Origin of the sequence: Dechloromonas sp. A34 (genome assembly GCF_026261605.1) — a bacterium.
Lineage (GTDB): Bacteria > Pseudomonadota > Gammaproteobacteria > Burkholderiales > Rhodocyclaceae > Azonexus.
In genome coordinates this window covers 3,431,814-3,453,443 of sequence record NZ_CP102486.1, presented here as the reverse complement: position 1 = coordinate 3,453,443, position 21,630 = coordinate 3,431,814, and the positions used below count along the sequence as shown (strand labels likewise).

Annotated in this window: 23 protein-coding genes; 12 read left to right on the top strand and 11 right to left on the bottom strand. The window is 65.3% G+C overall.

What is annotated here, in order from left to right:
• Positions 1 to 2: 2 nt before the first annotated feature.
• Positions 3 to 650, bottom strand: coding sequence for an AraC family transcriptional regulator (locus tag NQE15_RS17205; RefSeq protein WP_265943044.1), 648 nt, complete (start codon positions 648 to 650; stop codon positions 3 to 5).
• Positions 651 to 774: 124 nt separating this feature from the next.
• Between NQE15_RS17205 and NQE15_RS17200 the strand changes: the two genes are divergently transcribed.
• From NQE15_RS17200 to NQE15_RS17190, 3 genes are read left to right on the top strand one after another with little or no spacing between them, the layout of a single operon-like run.
• A complete protein-coding gene (locus tag NQE15_RS17200) occupies positions 775 to 978 on the top strand; it encodes an isochorismatase family protein (RefSeq protein ID WP_265943042.1) in 204 nt (67 codons plus the stop codon).
• Positions 979 to 1,000: 22 nt separating this feature from the next.
• Positions 1,001 to 1,273 (top strand): isochorismatase family protein, encoded by a 273-nt coding sequence (locus NQE15_RS17195; RefSeq protein ID WP_265943040.1) that lies wholly within the window; start codon positions 1,001 to 1,003, stop codon positions 1,271 to 1,273.
• Complete coding sequence (locus NQE15_RS17190; protein ID WP_265943038.1) at positions 1,258 to 1,407, top strand: hypothetical protein; 150 nt, start codon at positions 1,258 to 1,260, stop codon at positions 1,405 to 1,407. The genes NQE15_RS17195 and NQE15_RS17190 overlap by 16 nt, the downstream gene beginning before the upstream one ends.
• Here the strand turns inward: NQE15_RS17190 and NQE15_RS17185 are convergent.
• The gene (locus NQE15_RS17185) at positions 1,404 to 3,998 is read right to left on the bottom strand and encodes an isochorismate synthase (RefSeq protein ID WP_265943036.1); all 2,595 of its coding nucleotides are present in this window, start codon (positions 3,996 to 3,998) and stop codon (positions 1,404 to 1,406) included. The genes NQE15_RS17190 and NQE15_RS17185 overlap by 4 nt on opposite strands.
• A 206-nt stretch (positions 3,999 to 4,204) precedes the next feature.
• Here NQE15_RS17185 and NQE15_RS17180 point away from each other — a divergent pair, with 206 nt between their 5' ends.
• Complete coding sequence (locus NQE15_RS17180; protein ID WP_265943034.1) at positions 4,205 to 4,705, top strand: ankyrin repeat domain-containing protein; 501 nt, start codon at positions 4,205 to 4,207, stop codon at positions 4,703 to 4,705.
• Between the two features lie 14 nt (positions 4,706 to 4,719).
• Here NQE15_RS17180 and NQE15_RS17175 read toward each other — a convergent pair whose 3' ends face one another.
• From NQE15_RS17175 to NQE15_RS17135, 9 genes are all read right to left on the bottom strand, one after another.
• Positions 4,720 to 5,688 (bottom strand): hypothetical protein, encoded by a 969-nt coding sequence (locus NQE15_RS17175; protein ID WP_265943032.1) that lies wholly within the window; start codon positions 5,686 to 5,688, stop codon positions 4,720 to 4,722.
• 173 nt (positions 5,689 to 5,861) lie between these two features.
• Positions 5,862 to 7,208, bottom strand: a complete 1,347-nt coding sequence (locus tag NQE15_RS17170) for an ATP-binding protein (RefSeq protein ID WP_265943030.1) — start codon at positions 7,206 to 7,208, stop codon at positions 5,862 to 5,864.
• Positions 7,205 to 7,861: a response regulator gene (locus NQE15_RS17165; protein ID WP_265943028.1), complete on the bottom strand. Its 657-nt coding sequence runs from the start codon at positions 7,859 to 7,861 to the stop codon at positions 7,205 to 7,207. The genes NQE15_RS17170 and NQE15_RS17165 overlap by 4 nt, the downstream gene beginning before the upstream one ends.
• 12 nt (positions 7,862 to 7,873) lie before the next feature.
• Entirely contained in the window at positions 7,874 to 8,479 is a 606-nt protein-coding gene (locus tag NQE15_RS17160) for a cytochrome b/b6 domain-containing protein (RefSeq protein WP_265943026.1), read from the bottom strand.
• 3 nt (positions 8,480 to 8,482) lie between these two features.
• Complete coding sequence (locus NQE15_RS17155; protein WP_265943024.1) at positions 8,483 to 8,956, bottom strand: diheme cytochrome c; 474 nt, start codon at positions 8,954 to 8,956, stop codon at positions 8,483 to 8,485.
• A gap of 1 nt (position 8,957) precedes the next feature.
• On the bottom strand, positions 8,958 to 9,362 hold the full coding sequence (locus NQE15_RS17150; RefSeq protein WP_265943022.1) for a DUF1924 domain-containing protein: 405 nt from the start codon (positions 9,360 to 9,362) through the stop codon (positions 8,958 to 8,960).
• An 82-nt stretch (positions 9,363 to 9,444) separates the two neighbouring features.
• A complete protein-coding gene (locus tag NQE15_RS17145) occupies positions 9,445 to 10,815 on the bottom strand; it encodes a heavy metal sensor histidine kinase (protein ID WP_265943020.1) in 1,371 nt (456 codons plus the stop codon).
• Positions 10,815 to 11,486, bottom strand: a complete 672-nt coding sequence (locus tag NQE15_RS17140; protein WP_265943018.1) for a heavy metal response regulator transcription factor — start codon at positions 11,484 to 11,486, stop codon at positions 10,815 to 10,817. Before NQE15_RS17140 ends, NQE15_RS17145 begins: the two co-directional genes overlap by 1 nt.
• A 235-nt stretch (positions 11,487 to 11,721) precedes the next feature.
• Positions 11,722 to 11,961, bottom strand: a complete 240-nt coding sequence (locus NQE15_RS17135; RefSeq protein ID WP_265943016.1) for a hypothetical protein — start codon at positions 11,959 to 11,961, stop codon at positions 11,722 to 11,724.
• A gap of 148 nt (positions 11,962 to 12,109) precedes the next feature.
• Between NQE15_RS17135 and NQE15_RS17130 the strand changes: the two genes are divergently transcribed.
• The 8 genes from NQE15_RS17130 to NQE15_RS17100 all read left to right on the top strand — a co-directional run bounded on the left by NQE15_RS17130 (position 12,110) and on the right by NQE15_RS17100 (position 21,627).
• Complete coding sequence (locus NQE15_RS17130; RefSeq protein WP_265943014.1) at positions 12,110 to 13,318, top strand: ATP-binding protein; 1,209 nt, start codon at positions 12,110 to 12,112, stop codon at positions 13,316 to 13,318.
• Between the two features lie 428 nt (positions 13,319 to 13,746).
• Entirely contained in the window at positions 13,747 to 14,055 is a 309-nt protein-coding gene (locus NQE15_RS17125; protein WP_323054906.1) for a M48 family metallopeptidase, read from the top strand.
• Positions 14,056 to 14,197: 142 nt separating this feature from the next.
• The gene (locus NQE15_RS17120; RefSeq protein ID WP_265943012.1) at positions 14,198 to 14,518 is read left to right on the top strand and encodes a copper-binding protein; all 321 of its coding nucleotides are present in this window, start codon (positions 14,198 to 14,200) and stop codon (positions 14,516 to 14,518) included.
• A gap of 11 nt (positions 14,519 to 14,529) precedes the next feature.
• Positions 14,530 to 15,099 carry a DUF2231 domain-containing protein gene (locus tag NQE15_RS17115; protein ID WP_265943010.1) on the top strand — a complete coding sequence of 190 codons (570 nt, stop codon included), beginning with the start codon at positions 14,530 to 14,532 and terminating at the stop codon, positions 15,097 to 15,099.
• Positions 15,100 to 15,112: 13 nt separating this feature from the next.
• Positions 15,113 to 16,363, top strand: a complete 1,251-nt coding sequence (locus NQE15_RS17110; RefSeq protein WP_265943008.1) for a TolC family protein — start codon at positions 15,113 to 15,115, stop codon at positions 16,361 to 16,363.
• Positions 16,360 to 17,670, top strand: a complete 1,311-nt coding sequence (locus NQE15_RS17105) for an efflux RND transporter periplasmic adaptor subunit (RefSeq protein WP_323054905.1) — start codon at positions 16,360 to 16,362, stop codon at positions 17,668 to 17,670. Before NQE15_RS17110 ends, NQE15_RS17105 begins: the two co-directional genes overlap by 4 nt.
• Complete coding sequence (locus NQE15_RS23915; RefSeq protein WP_323054904.1) at positions 17,667 to 17,870, top strand: copper-binding protein; 204 nt, start codon at positions 17,667 to 17,669, stop codon at positions 17,868 to 17,870. Before NQE15_RS17105 ends, NQE15_RS23915 begins: the two co-directional genes overlap by 4 nt.
• Positions 17,871 to 18,486: 616 nt before the next feature.
• Positions 18,487 to 21,627, top strand: a complete 3,141-nt coding sequence (locus tag NQE15_RS17100; protein ID WP_265943006.1) for an efflux RND transporter permease subunit — start codon at positions 18,487 to 18,489, stop codon at positions 21,625 to 21,627.
• Positions 21,628 to 21,630: the final 3 nt, after the last annotated feature.

Genomic DNA, 21,630 nt, shown 5'->3' with positions numbered 1-21,630 from the left:
GATCAGGTCGGCGAGGCGGGAGTCGTGCGCGGTGGCCGGTAGCGGTTGCTCGATGAACTGCGCCTGACCACCCTGGCGGTGGGCGGCACGACCAGCCGGCGGGCGACGCGGTTGGCCGCCCGGGCGCCGTAGCGCTGGCGCAGCATGTAGAGACAACAATCGATGGCGGCTGCCGTACCGGCCGAAGTCAGGACATTGCCCTCGTCGATGTAGAGCACGTCGGCATCGACGCGGACCGCCGGATAGCGCCGGGCAAAATCGGCGGCGAAGGCCCAGTGCGTCGTTGCCCGCCGTCCGTCCAGCAGACCGGCCGCAGCCAGCACGTAGGCTCCCAGACAAAGTCCGACGACCTGGGCGCCGCGGCGATGGGCGGCGACCAGCGCCGCGAGCAGGGCCTCGGGCGGCCGCTCCTCAGCATCGCGCCAGCTTGGCACGATGACGGTATCGGCCGCGGCGATGGCTTCCAGGCCGTGGCGGACGCTCACGCTGAAGCCGGCCGTCGTGGACAACGGGCCTTCTTCGGCGGCGCAGACCAGCAGCTGGAACTCCGGCTCGCCTGGGTAAGACTCGGCGAAAACGACGCAGGGCGCCGAGAGGTGGAAGGGACAGATGCGGTCAAAAGCGACGACGGTGATCACTTGCTTGGGCATTTTGGGTTTCGTCCCGGCATAATCGATTGGCCCGATCTTATCGCAATTTGTCAATCGGGCCACTCGCTGGCCGGCCGCTCCCGGCGAATAATCGGCTCATCTTCAATCAGCCAAGGAACCGAAAATGTCCTCACTCAAACGCGCCCTGATCGTCATCGATGTCCAGAACGAGTATTTCACCGGCAAGCTGCGCATCGAGTATCCGGATGTCCGGGATTCGCTGGCCAACATCTGCCGGGCGATGGATGCCGCCAGCGCTGCCGGCATCCCGGTCGTCGTCGTCCAGCATCTGCTGCCGGAGGGGCGCCGGTCTTTGCCCGGGCAGTGAGGGCGCGGCTCTGCACCCGACGGTGGCCGGGCGGCAACGCGATCACCTGGTCGAAAAGGCGATGGCCAGCGCCTTCGTCGGTACCGACCTGGGGGCGTGGTTGCGCCAGCAGGAAATCGACACGCTGACGGTGGTCGGCTACATGACTCACAACTGCGACGACTCGACGGTGCGCCAAGCGGCCCACGAAGGCTGGAAAGTCGAATTTCTGCACGACGCCGCCGGCGCGCTGCCCTACGCCAATGCCGCGGGGCGGCCAGCGCCGACGAAATCCACCGGGTGTTCAGCGTCGTGATGCATACCGGCTTTGCGGCCGTGGTGTCGACCGAGAAGTGGCTGCTGGCACTGGCCAATGCCGAGCCCTTGGCGGCGGACAACGTCTATCTCTCCAACCGGCGGGCGGTCGAGTCGGGTAGCGAAAGGTGCTAGCGGGTGCCGCTGCGGGCGGGCTCGTCGACCGCGCTCAGGGCGGCGAGCAGGGTACCCAGCTTGGCCTCGGTTTCGGCCAGCTCCTGGTGCGGCTCGGAAGCGGCGACGATGCCGGCGCCGGCTTGCAGTTCGGCGCTGCGGCCATCGAGTAGCGCCGAGCGCAGGGCCACCGAAAATTCGCCGTCGCCGTCCGGGCTCAAGATGCCGAAGCCGCCGCTGTACCAGCCGGCGCGTTGTTCGCCATGCTCGGCCAGCCAGCCTACGGCCGGGCCGACCGGGAAGCCGCCGACCGCCGGGGTCGGATGCAGTGCGCGCACCAGGTCGAACAAGGTGGTGCCGGGTCGGGCGCTGGCCGAGATCCGGCTCCGCAGGTGACGCAGCCGGCCGGCCGGATGTTCGCCGATTGGGCCGATTTCGGGCGGTGCCAGGCACAGCGGTGCGAGGGCGGCGCAGACGGCGCGGACGACCAGCGATTGTTCCTGGCAGTTCTTCTCGTCGCGCAGCCCGGTAGATCCCGGCCAGGCGGTGCCGGCTAGCGCATCGGCTGCGATCTGGCCGCCGTCCAGGCGGACCAGACGTTCCGGCGTGGCGCCGAGAAAGCTCTGCGATCCGTTGCCATGGGCGTAGATCAGGCTGTCCGGCTGTTGCACGACCAGTTGGCCCAGGACATGTGCCGGCGAGAAGGAGCGCCGGGATTCGAATTTCCGGCTGCGGCTGAGCACCAGCTTGTCGAGCTGGCCGTTACCGATGTGGCGCAGGGCGGCATTGACGCGGGCGATCCAGGCCTGCTCGGCGAGCGTTTCCGGATGGGCCGGGCAGAGCGGTGCGCCGTCCTGGCGGAGCGGACGGGCAAGCAGTTGCGTCCACTCCGCGGCGGCCTGCCGACGGCGGCCGGCGGTGACGGTCAAGGTCGCCGAGCAATGACCGCCCCGGTTTTCAAGCAGGATGGCCGGGATGGCCAGCAGCGCATTGGGCAGGGGGCCAGGGCTGGTTGGAGCGAAGGCGAAACCGGCGAAGACCAGCGGCGCCCCTTCGTATCGCCAGTTCCGGCAAAAGCCGGCAAAGGCGTTGTCGAGGGCGGCGAAGCGGTGCGGGCCGGCGCTGGCGAGCTGCAGGGCATGACCGATGCCGAGGCTGTATTTCTGTCGGGCCGGACGGGCGCGATACCAGAACGGGGCATCAGCCGGCACTGCGTGCAGCCAGTCGCAATCGTGCCGGCCGAGATCGAGGCGCAGGCTGAGTGGGGCGGACGCCGGGGCGTCGCCGGCCAGGCGGTCGAGCCTTTCGCTCAGGCTGGGCGCGGCCAGCAGGCGGCGCAGGGTCGAGATCAAGCCGCGCCTCCGGCGGCGATCCGGCGCAATGCGGCGCGTTCCAGCTTGCCGGCGGCGTTGCGCGGCAGGCGCTCGAGAAAGAGCAGCTTGCGCGGCAATGCGGCGCTCGGCAGGCGCTGCCGGGCGTGGGCGAGCAGGTCGGCGGGGTCGCCTCGCCGACCACCAGGGCGACCACCAGATCGCCCCAGACCGGATCGGGCTGGCCGGTGACGGCGACATCGCGCACCCCGGGCAGGCGGCGAGGCAGGATTCGACTTCGAGCGGATGGACGTTGCGGCCGCCGCTGATCAGCATGTCGTCGGCCCGGCCGGTGATAGTGAGCCGGCCGTCGGCATCGATCGCGCCGAGGTCGCTGGTGGTCAGCCAGCCGTTGGCATCGACCCCGCTGCCGTCGAGATAACCGAGCATGATCTGCGGGCCGCGCAGGGCAATGCGACCATCCCTGTCGAGCCGGATTTCGTGGCCGGGCAGCGGCTTGCCGACCAGACCCTGATGCCAGGCGCCATCGCTCGGCGTGTGGACGGCGACCAAGGCTGCGCTTTCGGTCATGCCGTAGCTCGGGTAAAGCGGCCAGCCGGCAGCCCGGGCTTTTTCGTGGAGCGGCAGCGCCAGGGCAGCGCCGCCGATCAGCGCGACGCGCAGACCAGGGGGCGGCTGGATGCCGAGTTCAAGCAAGCGGGCGAGCATCGCCGGGACCAGCGAAATGTGCGTTACCGGCTGGTGGGCCAGATCGTCGGCGACGGCTTCGGCGGCGAAGCCGTCATGGAGCAGCACGCCGGCCGCACTCCGGGCGCAGCGCCAGAGGATGGACTGGCCGCCGATATGGTAAAGCGGCAGGCAATTGAGCCACAGGTCGCCTGGGCCGAGCGCGAGCAGCGCATTGGCGGCGGCCGCCGCGGCATCGAGTTGGCCATTGCCGAGCAGGACGGGGCGTGGCTGGCCTTCGCTACCGCTGGTCGAGATGATCAGCGCCGCCGCGGAGTGCAGCCTTGTCGTTTCCGGCCGCGGCTGGTTCGGCGCGAGCGGCCAGAAGGCTTGTCGGTTCACGCTGCAGGCGTAGGCGTGGCGGGCCAGGGCGAGGCTGTCGCCAGTTTTGAGCAGGGGAGCGTCAGGCTCGCCGAGTTGCTCGGCCAGGCCGAGTCCATCGGCGAACAGCTCTGCAAAGGACCAACGATTGCCACCGCTGATCAGGGCGGGCGAGTTCGGGTGGGCGCTTGCCGCTTGGCGCAAGTGATGAGCAAGTGAGATATTGTCCGCCATAAGCGTTCGATTATACGAAGGCAGCGGCTGGCAAAGGTCGAGACAGATCAAGAAAACCTGACTTAGGCCGGTGCCGGTAGCCCGAAATTATTGGGCGACTGTGCAGTGGTTCACAGGATTTGATCGGGATGGCCTGACATCGAGATCGCGACTCGCTAACATGGGGTCATGACAGAGACGAATACAGATAATTTCAGGAGCATGCGATGAGTTCGCAGCCGGTTTTGATCAAGGCGATTCGTTCCGGCAAGCTGACCGAGGTCCGGGCGGCGTTGGATGCCGGGGCGGAGGTTGAACTGGCGGACGGTCAGGGTGACCCGGGCCTGCCGATGGGCATTGCCTGCTTCATGGGCTTTGTCGATATCGTGCGCGAACTGGTTGGGCGCGGCGCGGCGGTCAATCTGCCGGATAACCGGCTACCGACCTCGCCGCTGAGCATGGCGATGCGTGGCGGACGGACTGAAGTGGTGCGGGCTCTGATCGAGTTGGGTGCAGAACTCCCCGCCGACATCAATTGCGGGCTGTCCGAGCCGGAAATTCAGCTGGCCCAGTTGAAGGCGCTGGCTGACGGGCATTCGCTCGCCGGTGGGTTGGAGGGCAGCGAGGTGGTGCCCGAGATCGAGGAAATTCAGGCCTTCGGCTGCTTCGGGACCGATACCCAGGTTCTCGAAGCCGACGTCTTGCGCCGGCTGCGGGAAGGGCGCTGAGCTTCAGCGTCGGTTCAGGCCGGCAGCGGTGACGGCATCAGCGGCACGAAGCCGGTGCCCAGGTAGGTTGCGCAGCGTTCGATGTATTCGCGCGTACTTTTCGGCATCGGCGTCCGGGCGCGAGTTATGTAGAAGACCAGGTCGCGACCGTTGCGGATCAGTAGCAGGCCATCGGAAATGTTGTGCACCGGTCCCTCGCCACCATCGACCAGGGTTGGATTCGGGGCGTGGTTGGCCAGACGCTCGGCCGCGGTGACCAGTTGCGGCCAGACCTCGAAAATGTCGGGATCGGTGCGCAGGGTTTCGGTCTTGATCTTGGCGGCCAGGGCGAATTCGCGGATCGGCTTTTCGATATCCGCAAACGGCGGAATCTGGGCGAAGGTGGCAACCATCGCATCGGCGATTCGGTCGATGTCGCGCATGCTCTGGCCGATCTTGATGTAGCGGCTTTCGTAGAAATCCTCGACCGGTATCGAGAAGGCGCGGAAGGGTTCGCCCCACAATTCGTCGATTCCTTCCTCGCCGCTGCGATGCAGGACAAAATGGCCGAGCTCCATGGCTTCGAGCAGGCATTGGCCGCATTCGCGCATCAGCGCGTCGTCGCTGCGGATCTCAATGCCGTCGCCCTGCAGTTCGACCAGTTTGCGGAAGATGTCGGTTGCCCGGTTGAACAGCGTGCCGGCCAGCATCGCGGCCTTGACGCGGCGGCGGCCGGGATCGTTCTCCGCCTCGTAGGTCTGACGGGCTTCGGCGAGCCGGGTGCCGGGAATATTCAGGCCGTGTTCGGTGTGATTGAACAGGCGGCGGGTCAGGGCCTCGATCAGCCGTTTCTTGGCGTCCAGCGAATCGGCAGGAACCGGGTAGGTCTTGATCCAGTAACCATCGTAGAGCACGCGTTCCTGGCCATCGATCAGCCGGCGGGTGCCCTCTGGCGGGCTTGCGTCGTTGCTGGCGGCCCGGTCCAGGCGATACACAGTATTCATGGACAACATCTTTGCTTGTAGGCGACAGGATAGTCTGAAGCAAAAGTCGTGCGCTTGCTTGCCTGATTGCCAGTTTGTTGATTATTCGCCGGTTTTGGTCGCTTGTCGGGGGGCGCATCGCCGGCGACGACCCTTCGTGGTGCGCGATGCCCGGGAATGGGGCACCTGGCGGATCAGCTGCGCGGACCCGCCGGCCAACGCACGGTCACCAGTAGGCCGGAGCCGGTTGCCGGCTGGCCGAGTTCAAGTTGGGCGCCATGGAGTTCGGCGATCCGGGCGACGATGGCCAGGCCAAGGCCGCTGCCCGGCTGCCCGCCCTGGTCGAGCCGGTGAAAGCGGCGCAGAACCGTCTCCCGCTCCGCGGCCGGGATGCCCGAGCCGCTGTCGCTGACCGTCAGCTGGCAGCGGCCATCGCTGCGCGTAAGCTGGACGCGGACCTGGCCGCCCTCCGGCGTATAGCGGACGGCATTGTCGACCAGATTGCGGATCAGGACCCGCAGCCATTCGGTCTGGCCAATCACTGTGCTGCCGCTGTTGGCTTCAAGGTCAAAATCGATGTTTTTGCCGAGGATCTGCGGGCCGAGATCGGCGCAGACCGCTTCCGCCTGGCCGGCCAGGTCGACCGGCTGCGGGTCGGGCAGGCCGGACTCGGGGTCGAGGCGGGCCAGTTGCAGCATCTGGTCGACCAGGTGGGAGGCCCGGGTCAGGCCGCTCTGCAGCTGGTTCAGCGAACGGTCGCGCTCGTCGTTGTCACGGGCGCGCTGGGCGACCTGCAACTGAGCCTGGAGAGCGGCGAGCGGGGTGCGCAGTTCGTGGGCGGCATCGGCGGTAAACCGGCGTTCGGCTTCGAGAGCCGTATCGACCCGCTGAAATAGACCATTCAGCGCTTCGAGCATGGTCCGGATTTCCTCAGGGGCGGAAGCCGGGGTCAGCGGCTGCAACTGTTGCGGGGCACGGCTGGCGATCTGGCGCGCAATGCCATCGAGCGAGGCCTGACCCTGGCGGGTGGCCAGCCAGACCCAGAGGCCGATCAGCGGCAGGCCGAAGAGGGCCGGCAAGAGCAGGCGCCAGGCGATGTGGCCGATCAGATCGTCGCGGATGTGGTGGTTTTCGCTGACCTGGACCTGCAGGCTGCGGTCCTCGTTCCACTGGCTGAAATGCCGCCAGCGACCCTCGCGGTCGCGCGTTTCGGAGAAACCGGCGGTTGTCGTCAGCGGGGTTTCGGGGGCATTCTTCGAGCGTAGCAGCAGCTTGCCGTCGGCGTGCCAGATCTGGAAGCGCAGCCGGCGCTGGTACTTGTGGGTGACGTCGCCGAGATCCTCGATGTCGTCGCCTTCTTCGTGGCTGGACAGGGCGAGCAGGGTTTGCGCCGCCTGGCCGAGCTGGGCGTCGAACAGTTCATCGACCTCATGGTGGGCATCGATGTAGCTGAAGACCATGGTCACCAGCCAGGCTGCGGCTACCCCGCCGAGCAAGAGAGCAAGCAGGCGGCGGCGCAGCGAGAACCAGACGGTCGTCACTTGGCGATCGTGTAGCCAACGCCGCGCAGCGTGCGGATCAGGTCGCTGCCCAGCTTCTTGCGCAGGTGGTGGATATGGACTTCGAGGGCGTTGCTGTCCGGCTCGTCGCGCCAGCCGTACATCGACTGCTCGAGCTGGCTGCGGGTCAGTACCCGGCCGGCACTTTCGAGCAGCATCTGGAGCAGCGAGAACTCGCGGCTGGAGAGCTCGACCGGCTGGCCGGCCAGGGTCACGCTGTGGGCGGCCGGGTCGAGCACGACCTCGCCGTGGGTCAGCAGCGGCGCGGCGCGGCCGGCACTGCGCCGGGTCAGGGCGCGGATGCGGGCGGTCAGCTCGTCGAGATCGATCGGCTTGACCAGATAGTCGTCGGCCCCGGCGTCGAGCCCGGAAACCTTGTCGCCGAGCGCATCGCGCGCGGTCAGGATGAGGATCGGCACGGTCTGGCCGCGGCCGCGGGCGCGCTTCAGGACTTCCATGCCGGACAGGCGGGGCAGACCGAGATCGAGCACCAGCAGATCGAAGGTCTCCGACTGCAGGGCCTGATCGGCCGCGTTGCCGTCACGGACCCAGTCGACCGCGAAGCCGGACAGGCGAAGGCCGACGGTCAGGCCGTCGCCCAGTTCGGGATCGTCTTCGACAAGCAGAATGCGCATGGTCTGATTCTATCAGCTTGCGATGAACCAGCCGGCGGCGGCGACCCAGGCCAGCAGAAGCACGGCGGCCAGCGGCCGGGCCGAGGGGATGGCACTTTCGACACTGCCTTGCTTACGCCCGGTGAGCATGGCGCGCACCAGGTTCTCGCCATGCAGCAGGCTGCCGGACAAGACGCCGGCGAGGTGCACAAAAACCACCGTCAGCATCGCGGCTGCCAGTCCTTCATGCAGTTCTTCGAGCGTATGGCCTCCAATGTCGTTATAGATGGCCCAGCCGGCGAAGCCGGTCAGGATGCCGAGGCCGAGCAGCAGCACGATGGCCCAGCCGCCGGCCGGGTTGTGGCCGACGTGAGGCGTCGGCTCCAGCTTGAGCAGGCTGCCGAGGTAGTCCTTGACGGCGGTCGGACCGCGGACGAAATCGACGAAGCGGGCATAGCGCGTGCCGATGAAGCCCCAGGGCAGGCGGAAGGTGGCGACGCCGAGCACGGTGGCGCCGGCCGCAACGTGAACCAGGCGGAAGGTTTCGCTGTCGCCGGTCAGCCAGGCGATGCAGAAACCGCCGACCATTAGCCAGTGGCCGAGGCGTACCGGCCAGTCCCAGACGAGTATCTTTTTCATGGTCTATCTCCGCAGTTCGCGAATGGCGATGTCGTGTTCGCTGAAATTGCCCTGGGCGGCGCCCTTGTGGCAGGACTCGCAGTTGGCTGCAGTCTTGATTCGCGGATCGCTCCAGTAGCGGGGGGCGACCTCGCGGTGCTTGCGGATGAAGCGCTCGGTCCGGGTGATGCGCGGCGGCTCGCCGCCGGCGCCGAGCTTCCAGGCATTGCCGGCGTTACGCTGGAGAAAGGCGCCGATTTCCTGCTCGGTCTTGGGGTCGAGCGTGGCATCGGTGCCGAAGTGATCCTTCAGGGAGGCCATCGTGCGCTGCCAGTCGGTGGCCGAAAGCAGAGCCGGCTGGAAGGCCATATGGCAACTGCCGCATTCGTCCTTGAAACTGGTTGGTGTATTGGCCGGCAGCGGCATGCGGTCGGCCAGGGCGGGCAGGGCGGTAGCCAGGAGCAGGGTCAGGAGTGTGGTCAGAACAGGGCGTTTCATCTCAGCGCACCTCGCTGACGAAAGCGACGAAGTCGGCCTTTTCGCCCGGCGTACAGGCGCGACCGACGACTTCCTTGCAGTTGCGGCCGAACCATTTTTCGACCTTGGCCGGATCGCTGATCCGTTCGGTATTGGCGGCCACGGCCAGGGGGCGGATGGATTTCCCTGTCACCGCGTGCTGGCCGGCCTGCATCGGGTTGTCGGTATGGCAGCTGGTACAGCCCGGCATCTTGTCGCTGATCGTGAAACGCTGCCGGAAAAATGCCTCGCCGCGCTTGGCGGAAGGGGCGAAGCCAGCCTGCTGGGCGGTGGCCTCGGCGACATAGGTCTGACGAATCTGCTGCGGCGTTTCGGCGTAGCCGGCGGTGCTGGCCAGCAACAGACACAGGGCGGGAAGGGCTCTCATCATCGTTCTCCTTGAGTAGTTCATGGAGAAGGAGTGTAGAGAGCGAGTCTTAAGGCGAGATTAGTTGAAACTTAAGGCGCGCTTAAACGGCGACGGTTGCCGGATTGAGCGGCAGGCGGATGGTGAACACGGTGGCCCGCTCCGAACTGCTGGCGGCAATGTTGCCGCCGTGCGCCAGCACGATCGATCGGGTGATGGCCAGCCCCAGGCCGCTGCCCTCGCCCCCCGGGTCGAGGCGGACAAAACGGTCGAAGATCCGGAGCAGGGCGTCGGCCGGAATCGGTGCGCCGGTGTTGCTGATGCTGACCACGGCCATGCCGTCCTGCTGGCCGATGACCAGGGTGACGCGTCCATTCGGCGGGGTGTGGCCGATGGCATTGACCAGCAGGTTGCCGATGGCGCGCTGCAGCATCAGGCGGTCACCCTGGACGCTGAGGTTTTCGCCGTCCAGCTTCAGGCTCAGGTGCTCGGCGAGGATGCCGTAATACTCAAGCAGGTGCCGGCACAGCTCGCGCAGTTCGACCGACTCCTTCTGTGGCATGACCAGGCCGTTGTCGGCCTTGGCCAGGAACAGCATGTCGGCGATGATTCGCGACAGCCGCTCGTATTCCTCGAGGTTGGAGGCCAGCAGGTCGCGGTATTCATCGACGCTGCGCAGTTTGCCCAGCGACACCTCGGTCTGCATGCGCAGGGTATGCAGCGGCGTGCGCAGCTCATGTGCCAGGTTGCCCGAGAAGTCCGACAGGCGATTGAACGACTCCTCCAGGCGCCCGAGCATGGCGTTGAAGGCGGTGACCAGTTCGGCCAGTTCCAGCGGCACATCGTTCTCCGGGATGCGCTCGGACAGTTGGCCGGCTGAGATGCGACCGGCGGCATGGGCGATGTCGCGGACCGGTGCCATGCCCCGGCGGGCGATCAGGATGCCGACCGCCACCGTGAGCAGGGCGGCGGCCAGCAAGGCCAGCCAGAAATCGCGTTGCAGCTGATCGAGAAAAGCCGTGTGATGGCGGATGTCGCGGGCAACCACGATGCGCGCCGTCTGGCCCCAGGCCGTGGTCAGCGTCCCGGCTACGATCCGGAAATCACGGCCGTTGATGTTCAGGCGGACCGGTGTTTCGCCGATATTGGGTATCGCCGCAAGTTCTCCGGCCAAGCCGTCGGCCGGCCAGCGGAAAATGCTGCCGCTGTCGCCATCGACCGCGACAATCAGCCCGTGCTCGCCGACCAGGGCATCGCCCAGGCGCTGGCCCATGCTCTGCGGGGTCGTTTCCTGCGTGCCGACATGGCGGACCAGGGTCAGCTTGCCATGCAGTTCGTGGGCATCCAGTTCGGTCATGTGGGCATCGGCCGAGCCCCCCAGGTAGACGCCCAGCGCCGCGAAAACCAGCGTTGCCAGCAGCGCGAAGGCCAGCGACAGGCGAACCGTGATCGAGTTGTGCCAGGGCGGGAGCATCAGCGGATTTCCATGACATAACCCATGCCGCGCAGGGTGTGGATCAGCTTTGGCGTGAACTCGTCGTCGACCTTGGCGCGCAGGCGGCGGATGGCGACCTCGACGACGTTGGTGTCGGAGTCGAAATTCATGTCCCAGACCTGCGAGGCGATGAAGCTGCGCGACAGCACCTCGCCCTGGCGGCGCAGGAAAAGTTCGAGCAGGGAAAATTCCTTGGCGGTCAGGTCGATCCGGCGCCCGGCGCGATGGGCCCGGCGTTTCAGAACGTCAAGTTCGAGATCGGCGAGGCTGAGGTTTTCCGTCTCCTTGCTTCGCCCCCGGCGCAGCAAGGTGCGGACGCGGGCCAGCAGTTCGGAGAAGGCAAAAGGTTTGACCAGATAATCGTCGGCCCCCAGGTCCAGGCCCTTGACCCGGTCCTCGACCTGGTCGCGCGCGGTCAGGAAGAGCACCGGCAGGTCGCGCCCGGCGGCGCGCAAGGCTTTCAGCACCTGCCAGCCGTCGAGGCCGGGCAGATTGACATCGAGGATCAGCAGATCGTAGTCGCCGGCCAGTCCTTCGTGCATGCCGTCCAGGCCGTTGCGCACCAGGTCGGCCGTGAAGCCGGCTTCGCCCAGCCCCTGTTTCAGGTAGTCGCCGGTTTTCGGCTCGTCTTCGACGATGAGGATCTTCATGGCCGCATTTTGCCCGAGGGGCCGCCGGCTTGTCAGGAGAATCCGGCAGGCCGGCCAAGGAATGAGCCTGACTTTGCGTTAGCATTCGACGCTTGGCTTGGCTTGGCTTGGCTTGGCTTGGCTTGGCTTGGCTTGGCTTGGCGGGCGGGCGGGCGCCGCCCAATTTCGGCAGGGGCCGAAAAGCGCAGGCATCGGCGGAGTACGACAACAGCGCGGCCGAGCCCTCACAACAAAATCATGTAAGCAAGCCGTTTACGGCGACACCAGAACAATGACCATCAAGAAATCCGAGCTTTATTCTCGTCTCTGGGCGTCCTGCGATGCCCTGCGCGGCGGCATGGATGCCCTCGGGAGCTGGGCCGCCGCTTCGGGCAGGGGCCGGAAAAATGCTGCGCTCGACGGCTTTTTTTTCAGGAAAATGCCCGTCGTTTCCTGAAAAATACTTGTCGCTTTGTTCATGCAACGCATTGAACAAAATAGATTTTGCTGGACTCTTTGGCTGAGCAGGGATGGTCGTTGGTCAAGACGAATTTTGAGGCTGGTTTGAGCGGCTCACTCCGCTTTATTGACTTTTATCTGAATGGCGATAAATTATCGTTTTTGAGATAAAAAGGCATAAAGCGATGATCTCCTACCCTCGTACCCCGTTGGCTGACGAGCTGGTAACCGCCCTGCAAGGCAAGGCCGGTTTTAGCGATGCCCATAACGGCCTCTTTCTCGCCGCGCCCCGCCGTACCGGCAAATCCACTTTTTTGCAGGGCGATTTGCGTCCGGCGCTGGAACGGGCTGGTGTCACAGTGGTGTATGTCGATCTGTGGGCCGATGCGGCGCGCGATCCCGGTGCGCTGATCGCCGAGGCGATTGGCCGGGCTTTACTGCCGCATCTGGGCGTAGTGGCCAAGGCCGCGAAAAAAGCCGGGCTGGAGAAAGTGAGCCTGGCCGGCTGGCTGCAAATCGATACCAGCAAGATCGGCAAGCTCGATGGGCTGACCCTGGTCGATGCCTTGCGCGCCCTGCACGAAACCGCCGGCCAGCCGGTGGCGCTGATCATTGATGAAGCACAGCACGCGCTGACCAGCGAGGCGGGTGAGAACGCCATGTCGGCGCTGAAGTCGGCGCGCGACCAGTTGAACCGCCCCGGCGAGGTCAATCTGATGCTGGTGATGTCCGGCTCGGATCGCGACAAGTTGCTGCGCCTGGTGAACAGCAACGCCGCCCCTTTCTACGGTTCGCAAATCCAGCGCATGCCGCCGCTGGGGCCAGACTTCATCGCCCATATCGGCGCGCTGATCGAAGCTCAACGACCGGAGTTGCGTCCGGTGGATTGCACGGTGCTGCAGGCGGCCTTCGAGGGTTTCGGCAACCGTCCGCAGTTTTTCATGGAATCCTTGGGCTTGGTGCTGAGCCCGTTATCCGCAATCACCGGGCGTTTCGAGCCGGCCATGCTGGAGGCTGCACAGCAGCGCCAGCGCGACGATGAAGCGCAGATGGAATCCGATTTCCTGGGCCTCAAGCCGCTGGAACAGGCGGTGTTGTGGCGCATGCTGGAACAGGGGCCGCGCTTTCGGCCCTATGATTCGGCCGCATTGAAGTTTTACCGCGAACAGACCGGCGGACCGGTCAGCGCCCAGCGCGCGCAGAATGCTCTGGAAGCCTTGCGCCAGCGCATGCCGGCGCTAGTCTGGAAATCTGCCCGGGGCGAATACGCCGTGGAAGATGCCGCGATGCACCGCTGGTTTGAGGAGCGCAAAGCTGCCGGCAACTGGCCACCGCTCGCCCCACAAGGCAATCTTGATTTCGCCGATGCGGCTGACCCGCAATCTGAGGTTTGATGCAGTCATTTAAAGTCGCCGGGATTTGCCATCCATGAAAGAAAGCTACCCGGCGATGACTTCAACATGTCCGGACTGATGCTGACCTTCCGAGCGTATCCGGCACGCCTCGCGATAAAGCTGAGTGACAATCAGCCACGCATCCTGACTGTGATATTGCAGAACAATCGCCTATTGGCTCGGGAGCTGGCCGAACAGATCGGCATATTCGAGACAACCTGGCCAAACTGAAGGCAGCTTGGCTGCTTGAATCGCATTGGCTCGGCCAAGGGCGGGCATTGGGAGGTGCTGAAGTGAAACAGCATCAGCCAGCCGGAACGCGCCATAAAGGAGCGCGTTATGGCGCTCCTTCGCGACGAATTGCACTACCGCTACCTGGGTGACCGGATCGACCGCGCCGGCAATATCGCGAGCAAATCCGCACTGTATTGCCCGAGTTGATCGCCAAGTGGGAGGCTGTGATGGGCGTCCAGGTTGGGCGTGTTTTCGTGCAGCGCATGAAAACACGGTGGGGGAGCTGCAACCCCGAGAGCCGCGCCATCCGCCTCAACACCGACCTCGCCAAGAAACCGCCGGAGTGTCTGGAATACATCGTGGTACACGAAATGACGCACTTGCTGGAGCCGACCCATAACGCACGCTTCTCGGCCCTGATGGATCTGTTCATGCCCCAGTGGAAGCATTTGCGGGATGCCCTGAACCACTTGCCGGTCAGGCACGAGAACTGGGGGTACTGATGAATGGCACAGTGGGCACGGTTACAGATCGGCCTTCCACGAACCCCTTTATCCGCAGATTACGAGTTTGTAATCTTCCCGTCAGGGACGCGTCGACCACGGACAACCACAATGCAGCTGTCAATTAACCGAGGATTTCGTCATGCGCCTGATTTTTTCCCTTCTTTTTGCCCTCAGCCTACCTGCCTTCGCCCAGCACGACCATCACGCCAGCCCGCCGGCAGCGGCTGCCAAGGCCGCACCGCTGACCGAGGGTACGGTCAAGAAGGTCGACAAGACGGCCAGCGAGGTCGTCATCCAGCACGGCCAGCTCGACAGCATCGGCATGCCGCCGATGACCATGAGCTTCGGGGTCACCGACAAGAGCTGGCTGAACAAGCTGAAGGCCGGTGACAAGATCCGCTTCGCCGCCGAGATGAAAGCTGGCAATGCCATCGTCAGCCGTTACGAGTTGGCGAAGTAAGGGCTCCCGCGATGCCTGAAGTTTTGCCCAACTGGCACCCGGTTGCCGTCCATTTTCCGATCGCCCTGGCGCTGACCGCGACGCTGCTTCTGCTCGCCGGCCGTCTGCGCCCGGCCAACCCGACGCTTGTCGCAAGCGCCCGTCTGCTGCTGGCGCTTGCCGCAGGCGCTGCCTTGCTGGCCGCGGCCCTCGGCTGGCAGGCCTACCTGACCGTCGAGCACGATGCCGCCGGCCATCGGGTCATGCTGCAGCATCGCAACTGGGCAATGGCCAGTATGCTCGGCCTGGTGCTGCTTGCCCTGTGGGATGGTTTGCGCCAACGCGCCGACAAGGCGGTACACGGGGGGCTGTTGCCGGCCATGCTGCTGATCTCCGGTGGCCTTTGCGTTACCGGCTGGTTGGGCGGCGAGATGGTGTTTCGCCATGGCGTCGGCGTCTCGCCGGCCGCCTTTGCCAGTCCTCCTCCCCCTCCCGAAGTGCAGCTGCCGGCCGCCGTCTCCGCCCCGGTCCCGGTGCCCGCGGCGCCCGCCGAGGTCCAAGGCGAGCACATCCATAAGGATGGCAAGCGCCATCATCACTAAGAGAGCCGACGCGATGAAACTTCCGCTGCTCATGGTCCTGCTGCTCGTCGCCGCGTTGCCCGCCCGGGCGGCCGAGCCGCTGCCCGGCGCCAGTGTCGAATCGCTGCTCGCCGCCGCCCGCGAAGGTAGCCCGGATCTGCGCATGGTACGGCTCGAGGCCGAGGCGGCCCGCGAGCGTATCCAGCCGGCCGGGGCGCTGCCCGATCCGGTGTTGCGTATCGAGCTGGAAAACATCACCCGCAACGGCAGCCAGAGCGCAACCCTGTCGCCTTCGCAGGTCGGCGACACCAAGTACACGCTGATGCAGCCGCTACCGTTCTGGGGCAAGCGCGACCTGAGGCGCGACGTCGCCAGCGCCGAAGCCGAGCAGGCGAGCGGCCGGGCCGCCGACGCCTGGAGTGAAGTCGCCGCCCGCATCAAGAACCTCTATGCGCAATACTGGCTGACCCGCCAGGCACTGCAACTGACCCGCGAGAATATCGAGCTGACCCGCCACCTGGAACAGGTTGCCCAGGTGCGCTACGCCGGTGGCCTGGCCGCCCAGCAGGACGCTATCCGCGCCCAGGTCGAGCGCAGCACGATGGATACCGAACTGGTCGGCATGGAAACCGAGTACCACCACTTGATGGTCTTCATCAACGCCATGCTGGCCCGCCCGATCGCTTCGACGCTGGCCGAACCGGCCACTTTGCGGCCGATTCCGGCGCGGCTCGACGAAGCGGCGCTGGTCGAACGCCTGCAGGCCAGGAATCCCCAGCTGGCGATCGAAGCCGCCCGCGTCGGCGGGGCCGAAAAGAGCCGCGAACTGGCCTACCGCAATCGCTATCCCGACCTGACGCTGGGCGTCGCCCCGATGCAGGTGCAGAACCGGGTGGATGCCTGGAGCCTGATGCTGGAAATGAACCTGCCACTGCAGCAGGGCACCCGGCGCAGTCAGGAGCGCGAGAGCGAACGCATGCTGGAAGCCGCTGCCGCCCGCAAGGAAGCCGTGGGCCATCGCCTGCTGGGCGAACTGGGCGGCGCGCTGGCCAATCTGGATGCAGCGCGCACGACCGAGCAGATCACCCGCGACCGCCTGCTGCCGCAGGCCGAACTGACTTTCAGATCGGCGCTCGCCGGTTACGAGAACGGCAAGGTGGATTTCGCCACGCTGCTCGACGCCCAGCGCCAGATCCGCAACGCCCGCCTTGCGCTATTGCGCGCCCAGGCCAGCCAGCAGATGCGGCTGGCCGACATCGAACGCCTGCTCGGAGAAGACCTGTGAAAACTGGCCCCACCCTGATTGTTGTTGCCCTTGCCCTTGCTGCCGGCGGTTTTGCCGGCTACCAGTTCGCCCGCCCGCCGGGCGATGCGGCGCCGCAGGCGACGGCCGAGACGAGCGCCGCGCAGCCGGCCAGGAAGCTGCTCTATTACCGCAACCCGATGGGCCTGCCCGACACTTCGCCGACGCCGAAGAAGGACCCGATGGGTATGGACTACATCGCGGTCTACGAGGGTGACGCAGAAAGTGACAGCGGCCTGAAGATCAGCGCCGAGAAAATCCAGAAACTGGGCGTCAAGAGCGAGCCGGCGAAACTGCAGGTCCTGGATAAAAGCGTGCGCGCCAGCGGCCGCGTCGAAATCGACGAAAGCCGCACCTACACGGTGACTGCCAAATTCGAGGGCTACATCGAACGCCTCTACGTCAATACCACCGGCCAGCCGGTCGGCCGCGGCCAGGCGCTGTTCGAGGTCTATAGCCCGGAACTGGTCTCGGCCCAGCGCGAATACGCGATTGCCGCGCAGGGCGTCGGCCAGCTCGGCGCCGCCGGCGGCGACGCGCAGTCGGCGATGAAGCAACTGGCCGAATCCAGCCTGCAACGGTTGAAGAACTGGGATATTTCCGAGGAACAGGTCAAGGCGTTGGCCAAATCCGGTAACGCCAAGCGGACATTGAGCTTCCGTTCGCCGGTAGCCGGCATCGTCACCGAGAAGAAGGCGGTGCAGGGCATGCGCTTCATGCCCGGCGAAATGCTGTTCCAGATTGCCGATATCTCAGCAGTCTGGGTCCAGGCCGATGTATTCGAGCAGGACATCGCCGCGGTCAGCGTCGGGCAGAAGGCGAAGATCCGCATCAACGCCTATCCCGGCGAGGTCTTCGAGGGCCGTATCGCCTACGTCTATCCGACCCTGAAGGCGGAAACACGGACGGTGCCGGTGCGTATCGAGCTGGCCAATCCCAAGGGGCGTCTGAAGCCGGCGATGTTCGCCGAGGTTGATATTCCGGTGGCCGACGCGGCTTCGGTTATTACCGTGCCCAATTCGGCGGTGATCGATACCGGCAAGCGGCAGGTGGTTATCGTCCAGCTTGGCGAAGGAAGGTTCGAGCCGCGCCCGGTCAAGCTCGGGGCGCGCGGCGGGGAATTCGTGCAGGTGCTGGAGGGGGTGAAGGAGGGGGAGATGGTGGTTACTTCGGCCAACTTCCTGATCGATGCGGAAAGCAACCTGAAGGCGGCGTTGGGGGGATGCAGGCGGCGGAGCCTGCTGTTGCCAAGCCAGCGGGTGTTGGGCACAAGGCGGAGGGGACGTTGACTGCTGTCGATGCGGCGACCGGTGGCGTCACGATCAGCCACGGGCCGGTGGCTAGCTTGAACTGGCCGGCGATGAAGATGGATTTTGTGTTGGCGAATCCTTCGCTGGTGGCTGGGTTGAAGCCGGGGGCTGCGGTTGAGTTTGAGTTTGTTGAGCGGCAGGCGGGGGAATGGGTGGTTACCTCTGTGGTGAAGAAATGAGGGGCCCCTTGAATGAGCTTGGGTTTCCGCCTTGTTGGCGGGCGTACTTTCTTTTGCTTCGCCAAAAGAAAGTAGCCAAAGAAAAGGCGACCCCGGGTTTCGCGGTCGGCTGCGCCGACTTCCCTGCGCTACTCGCTACTGGCGGGGGCTGCGGAACTCGGGCCTACGGCCCTCAGACAGTCCTCGCCCTTTATCCGCCAGCAGCTCCGTTGCTCGGCGCTGCACACGGGGACCCGAAAGGCAAAACCGAGCCAGGTCCCGACCGCTGTCACTCCCGCGCAGGCGGGAGTCCAGTCCCCAGCATGGATTCCCGCTTGCGCGGGAATGACCGGGCAGGCCGTTCAGCCCGGCTCGTTTTTCCGGGCCCCTTGAGAGGTGCCGAGCAACGCAGAAGCGCCGGGGAATTTCGGCTGGCGTTGTCTGAGCCGCAGGCGAGTTTAGCCAGCCGCCCGGCTGACCGAGTAGCACAGGGAACCCGCGCAGCGGGCACCGACCCAGGGGTCGCCTTTTCTTTGGCTACTTTCTTTTGGCGAAGCAAAAGAAAGTACGCCCGCCCGCAAGGCGGAACCCCAAGCCAATTACAAAGCCCCCAAGGTGACGCCACAGAAAGCCACCCATGCTTAATGCCTTAATCAGCTGGTCCGCCAAAAACCGCTTCCTGGTCCTCCTCGCCACGCTATTCGTCATCATCGGCGGCATCTGGTCGATCCTGAAAACCCCGCTCGACGCCATCCCCGACCTCTCCGACGTACAGGTCATCCTGTACACCGAATTCCCCGGCCAGGCCCCGCAAGTGGTCGAGGACCAGGTGACTTATCCGCTGTCTACGGCGCTGCTCTCGGTGCCGAAATCAAAGGTCGTCCGCGGCTTTTCCTTCTTCGGCGCGTCCTTCGTCTATGTCATCTTCGAAGACGGCACCGACATCTACTGGGCGCGTTCGCGGGTGCTGGAGTATGTCAATTCGGTGTCCGGCAAGCTGCCCAAGGGCGTCAGTCCAACGCTCGGCCCGGACGCCACCGGGGTCGGCTGGGTCTACCAGTACGCCGTGCTGGCCAAGAACAAGACACTGGCCGAACTGCGCACCTTGCAGGACTGGTACCTGCGCTACCAGCTGGCGAAAGCGCCTGGCGTCGCCGAAGTGGCGAGCATCGGCGGTTTCGTGCAGCAATATCAGGTCACCGTCGATCCGATCAGGCTGAAAACCTACGGCATCCCGCTGATGCGGGTCACCGAGGTGATCCGCAACTCCAATCGCGACGTCGGCGGGCGCACGCTGGAGATGGCCGAGACCGAATACATGGTGCGCGGCCGCGGCTATCTGCGTGGCAAGGGCGACATCGAGAATCTTGTGCTCAAGGCCCAGAACGGTACGCCGGTGCGTGTCGCCGACATCGGCCGAGTCGAACTGGTCGCCGACGAACGGCGCGGCATCACTGAGCTGAATGGCGAAGGCGAAGTGGTTTCCGGCATCGCCATGGCGCGTTACGGCCAGAACGCCCTGGAGGTGATCCACAACCTGAAGGCCAAGGTCGCCGAAATCAGCGCCGGGCTGCCTGAGGGCGTCAGCATCCAGACCGTCTATGACCGCTCGGAACTGATCCACCGCGCCATCGACACCCTGAAACGCACGCTGGCCGAGGAAAGCCTGATCGTCGCGCTGGTCTGCGTCGTTTTCCTGCTCCACCTGCGCTCAGCGCTGGTCGCCATCATTATGCTGCCGGTCGGCATCCTGGCCGCCTTCATCGGCATGCGCGCGATTGGCGTCAACGCCAACATCATGAGCCTGGGCGGCATCGCGATCGCCGTCGGGGCGATGATCGACGCTGCCATTGTGATGATCGAGAACGCCCACAAGCATCTGGAGCGGCTCAAACCCGGCGAGTCGCGCAGCGAGGCGATGATCGCGGCGTGCAAGGAAGTCGGCCCGGCGCTGTTCTTCAGCCTGCTGATCATCACCGTTTCCTTCCTGCCGGTGTTCACGCTCGAAGCCCAGGAAGGCCGTCTGTTCGCGCCGCTGGCGTGGACCAAGACCTTCGCCATGGCCGCCGCCGCCTTCCTGTCGGTGACGCTGGTGCCCGTGCTGATGCTGCTCTTCATTCGCGGCCACATCCGGCCGGAAGCCGAGAACCCGGTCAACCGCATGTTGATCCGCCTTTACCGGCCGATCATCGCCGGCGTCATGCAGTGGAAAAAGGCGACCATCGCCGCCGCTGTGATCGTGCTGGCGATCAGCATCATCCCGGCCAGCCGCTTGGGGTCGGAATTCATGCCGACCCTGAATGAAGGCACGCTGTTCTACATGCCGACGACTTTGCCCGGCCTGTCGGTGACCAAGGCGGCCGAACTGCTGCAGACCCAGGACAAGATCATCAAGAGCTTCCCGGAAGTCGCCTCGGTGTTCGGCAAGGCGGGCCGGGCGCAGACCGCGACCGATCCGGCGCCGCTGGAAATGTTTGAGACGGTGATCAACCTCAAGCCGGAATCGGAGTGGCGCCCGGGCCTGACTACCGACAAGCTGATCGCCGAGATGGACAAGGCGCTGCAGTTCCCCGGCGTCGCCAATTCGTGGACGATGCCGATCAAGGCGCGCATCGACATGCTGTCCACCGGCATCCGGACACCGATCGGGATCAAGGTCTTTGGCACCGATCTGGTCGAGATGGAACGCCTGGCCAAGGAAATCGAAAGCGTGGTCAAGACCGTGCCGGGCACCAGCAGCGCTTTCGCCGAACGCATCACCGGCGGCTTCTACCTCGACATCGTTCCCGACCGCCTGGCCCTGGCCCGCTACGGCCTGACCGTCGGCGAGGTCATGGATGTCGTGGCGGCGGCGCTGGGTGGCGAAATGGTCACCACTACCGTCGAAGGCCGCGAGCGCTTCGGCGTCACCGTGCGCTACCCGCGCGACCTGCGCAGCGATCCGCAGGCCATCGCCCGCGAGGTCCTGGTCCCGGTGCCGGCCGAAATGGGCGGCGCGGCCAGCATGGTGCCGCTCGGCCAGGTCGCCGAAGTCAAGATCACTACCGGCGCCCCGGCCATCCGCACCGAAAACGCGCTGCTCTCGGCCTACATCTACGTCGACATCCGCGACCGCGACATCGGCTCCTACGTCGCCGATGCCAGGAAGGCGGTCAACGAGCAGGTCAAATTCACGCCCGGCACCTATGCCACCTGGAGCGGCCAGTTCGAGTACATGGAACGTGCCATCGAGAAACTAAAGATTGTCGTGCCGGTGACGCTGTTGATCATCTTCCTGCTGCTCTACATGAACTTCCGGCGCCTGACCGAAACGCTGATCGTCATGCTTTCGGTTCCCTTCGCGCTGGTCGGCGGCATCTGGCTGATGTGGTGGCTGGGCTACAACCTGTCGGTCGCCGCCGCCGTCGGCTTCATCGCGCTGGCCGGGGTGGCGGCGGAAACCGGAGTGATCATGCTGATCTATCTCGACCACGCGTGGACGGCAATCCGCGAGCGGCGCATCGCCGAGGGCAAGCCGCCGACCACGGCCGATCTCTACGCCGCGGTCATGGAAGGCGCCGTCGAACGGGTACGACCGAAGATGATGACGGTGACCGCGATCATGGCCGGCCTGCTGCCCATCCTGTGGGGCACCGGTACCGGCTCGGAAGTGATGAGCCGGATCGCGGCGCCGATGGTCGGCGGCATGATTTCATCGACCGTGCTGACCCTGGCGGTGATTCCCGCCATCTACGCGCTGGTCAAACAGTGGCGGCTGGACCGCGGCAGTGAGAACTAGGAG

Excerpts from the sequence above, each read along its gene's own strand:
- NQE15_RS17205 (WP_265943044.1), bottom strand. The coding sequence starts at position 650 with ATGCCCAAGCAAGTGATCACCGTCGTCGCTTTTGACCGCATCTGTCCC.
- NQE15_RS17200 (WP_265943042.1), top strand. The coding sequence starts at position 775 with ATGTCCTCACTCAAACGCGCCCTGATCGTCATCGATGTCCAGAACGAG.
- NQE15_RS17185 (WP_265943036.1), bottom strand. The coding sequence starts at position 3,998 with ATGGCGGACAATATCTCACTTGCTCATCACTTGCGCCAAGCGGCAAGC.
- NQE15_RS17180 (WP_265943034.1), top strand. The coding sequence starts at position 4,205 with ATGAGTTCGCAGCCGGTTTTGATCAAGGCGATTCGTTCCGGCAAGCTG.
- NQE15_RS17175 (WP_265943032.1), bottom strand. The coding sequence starts at position 5,688 with ATGAATACTGTGTATCGCCTGGACCGGGCCGCCAGCAACGACGCAAGC.
- NQE15_RS17165 (WP_265943028.1), bottom strand. The coding sequence starts at position 7,861 with ATGCGCATTCTGCTTGTCGAAGACGATCCCGAACTGGGCGACGGCCTG.
- NQE15_RS17160 (WP_265943026.1), bottom strand. The coding sequence starts at position 8,479 with ATGAAAAAGATACTCGTCTGGGACTGGCCGGTACGCCTCGGCCACTGG.
- NQE15_RS17155 (WP_265943024.1), bottom strand. The coding sequence starts at position 8,956 with ATGAAACGCCCTGTTCTGACCACACTCCTGACCCTGCTCCTGGCTACC.
- NQE15_RS17150 (WP_265943022.1), bottom strand. The coding sequence starts at position 9,362 with ATGAGAGCCCTTCCCGCCCTGTGTCTGTTGCTGGCCAGCACCGCCGGC.
- NQE15_RS17145 (WP_265943020.1), bottom strand. The coding sequence starts at position 10,815 with ATGCTCCCGCCCTGGCACAACTCGATCACGGTTCGCCTGTCGCTGGCC.
- NQE15_RS17140 (WP_265943018.1), bottom strand. The coding sequence starts at position 11,486 with ATGAAGATCCTCATCGTCGAAGACGAGCCGAAAACCGGCGACTACCTG.
- NQE15_RS17130 (WP_265943014.1), top strand. The coding sequence starts at position 12,110 with ATGATCTCCTACCCTCGTACCCCGTTGGCTGACGAGCTGGTAACCGCC.
- NQE15_RS17120 (WP_265943012.1), top strand. The coding sequence starts at position 14,198 with ATGCGCCTGATTTTTTCCCTTCTTTTTGCCCTCAGCCTACCTGCCTTC.
- NQE15_RS17115 (WP_265943010.1), top strand. The coding sequence starts at position 14,530 with ATGCCTGAAGTTTTGCCCAACTGGCACCCGGTTGCCGTCCATTTTCCG.
- NQE15_RS17110 (WP_265943008.1), top strand. The coding sequence starts at position 15,113 with ATGAAACTTCCGCTGCTCATGGTCCTGCTGCTCGTCGCCGCGTTGCCC.
- NQE15_RS17100 (WP_265943006.1), top strand. The coding sequence starts at position 18,487 with ATGCTTAATGCCTTAATCAGCTGGTCCGCCAAAAACCGCTTCCTGGTC.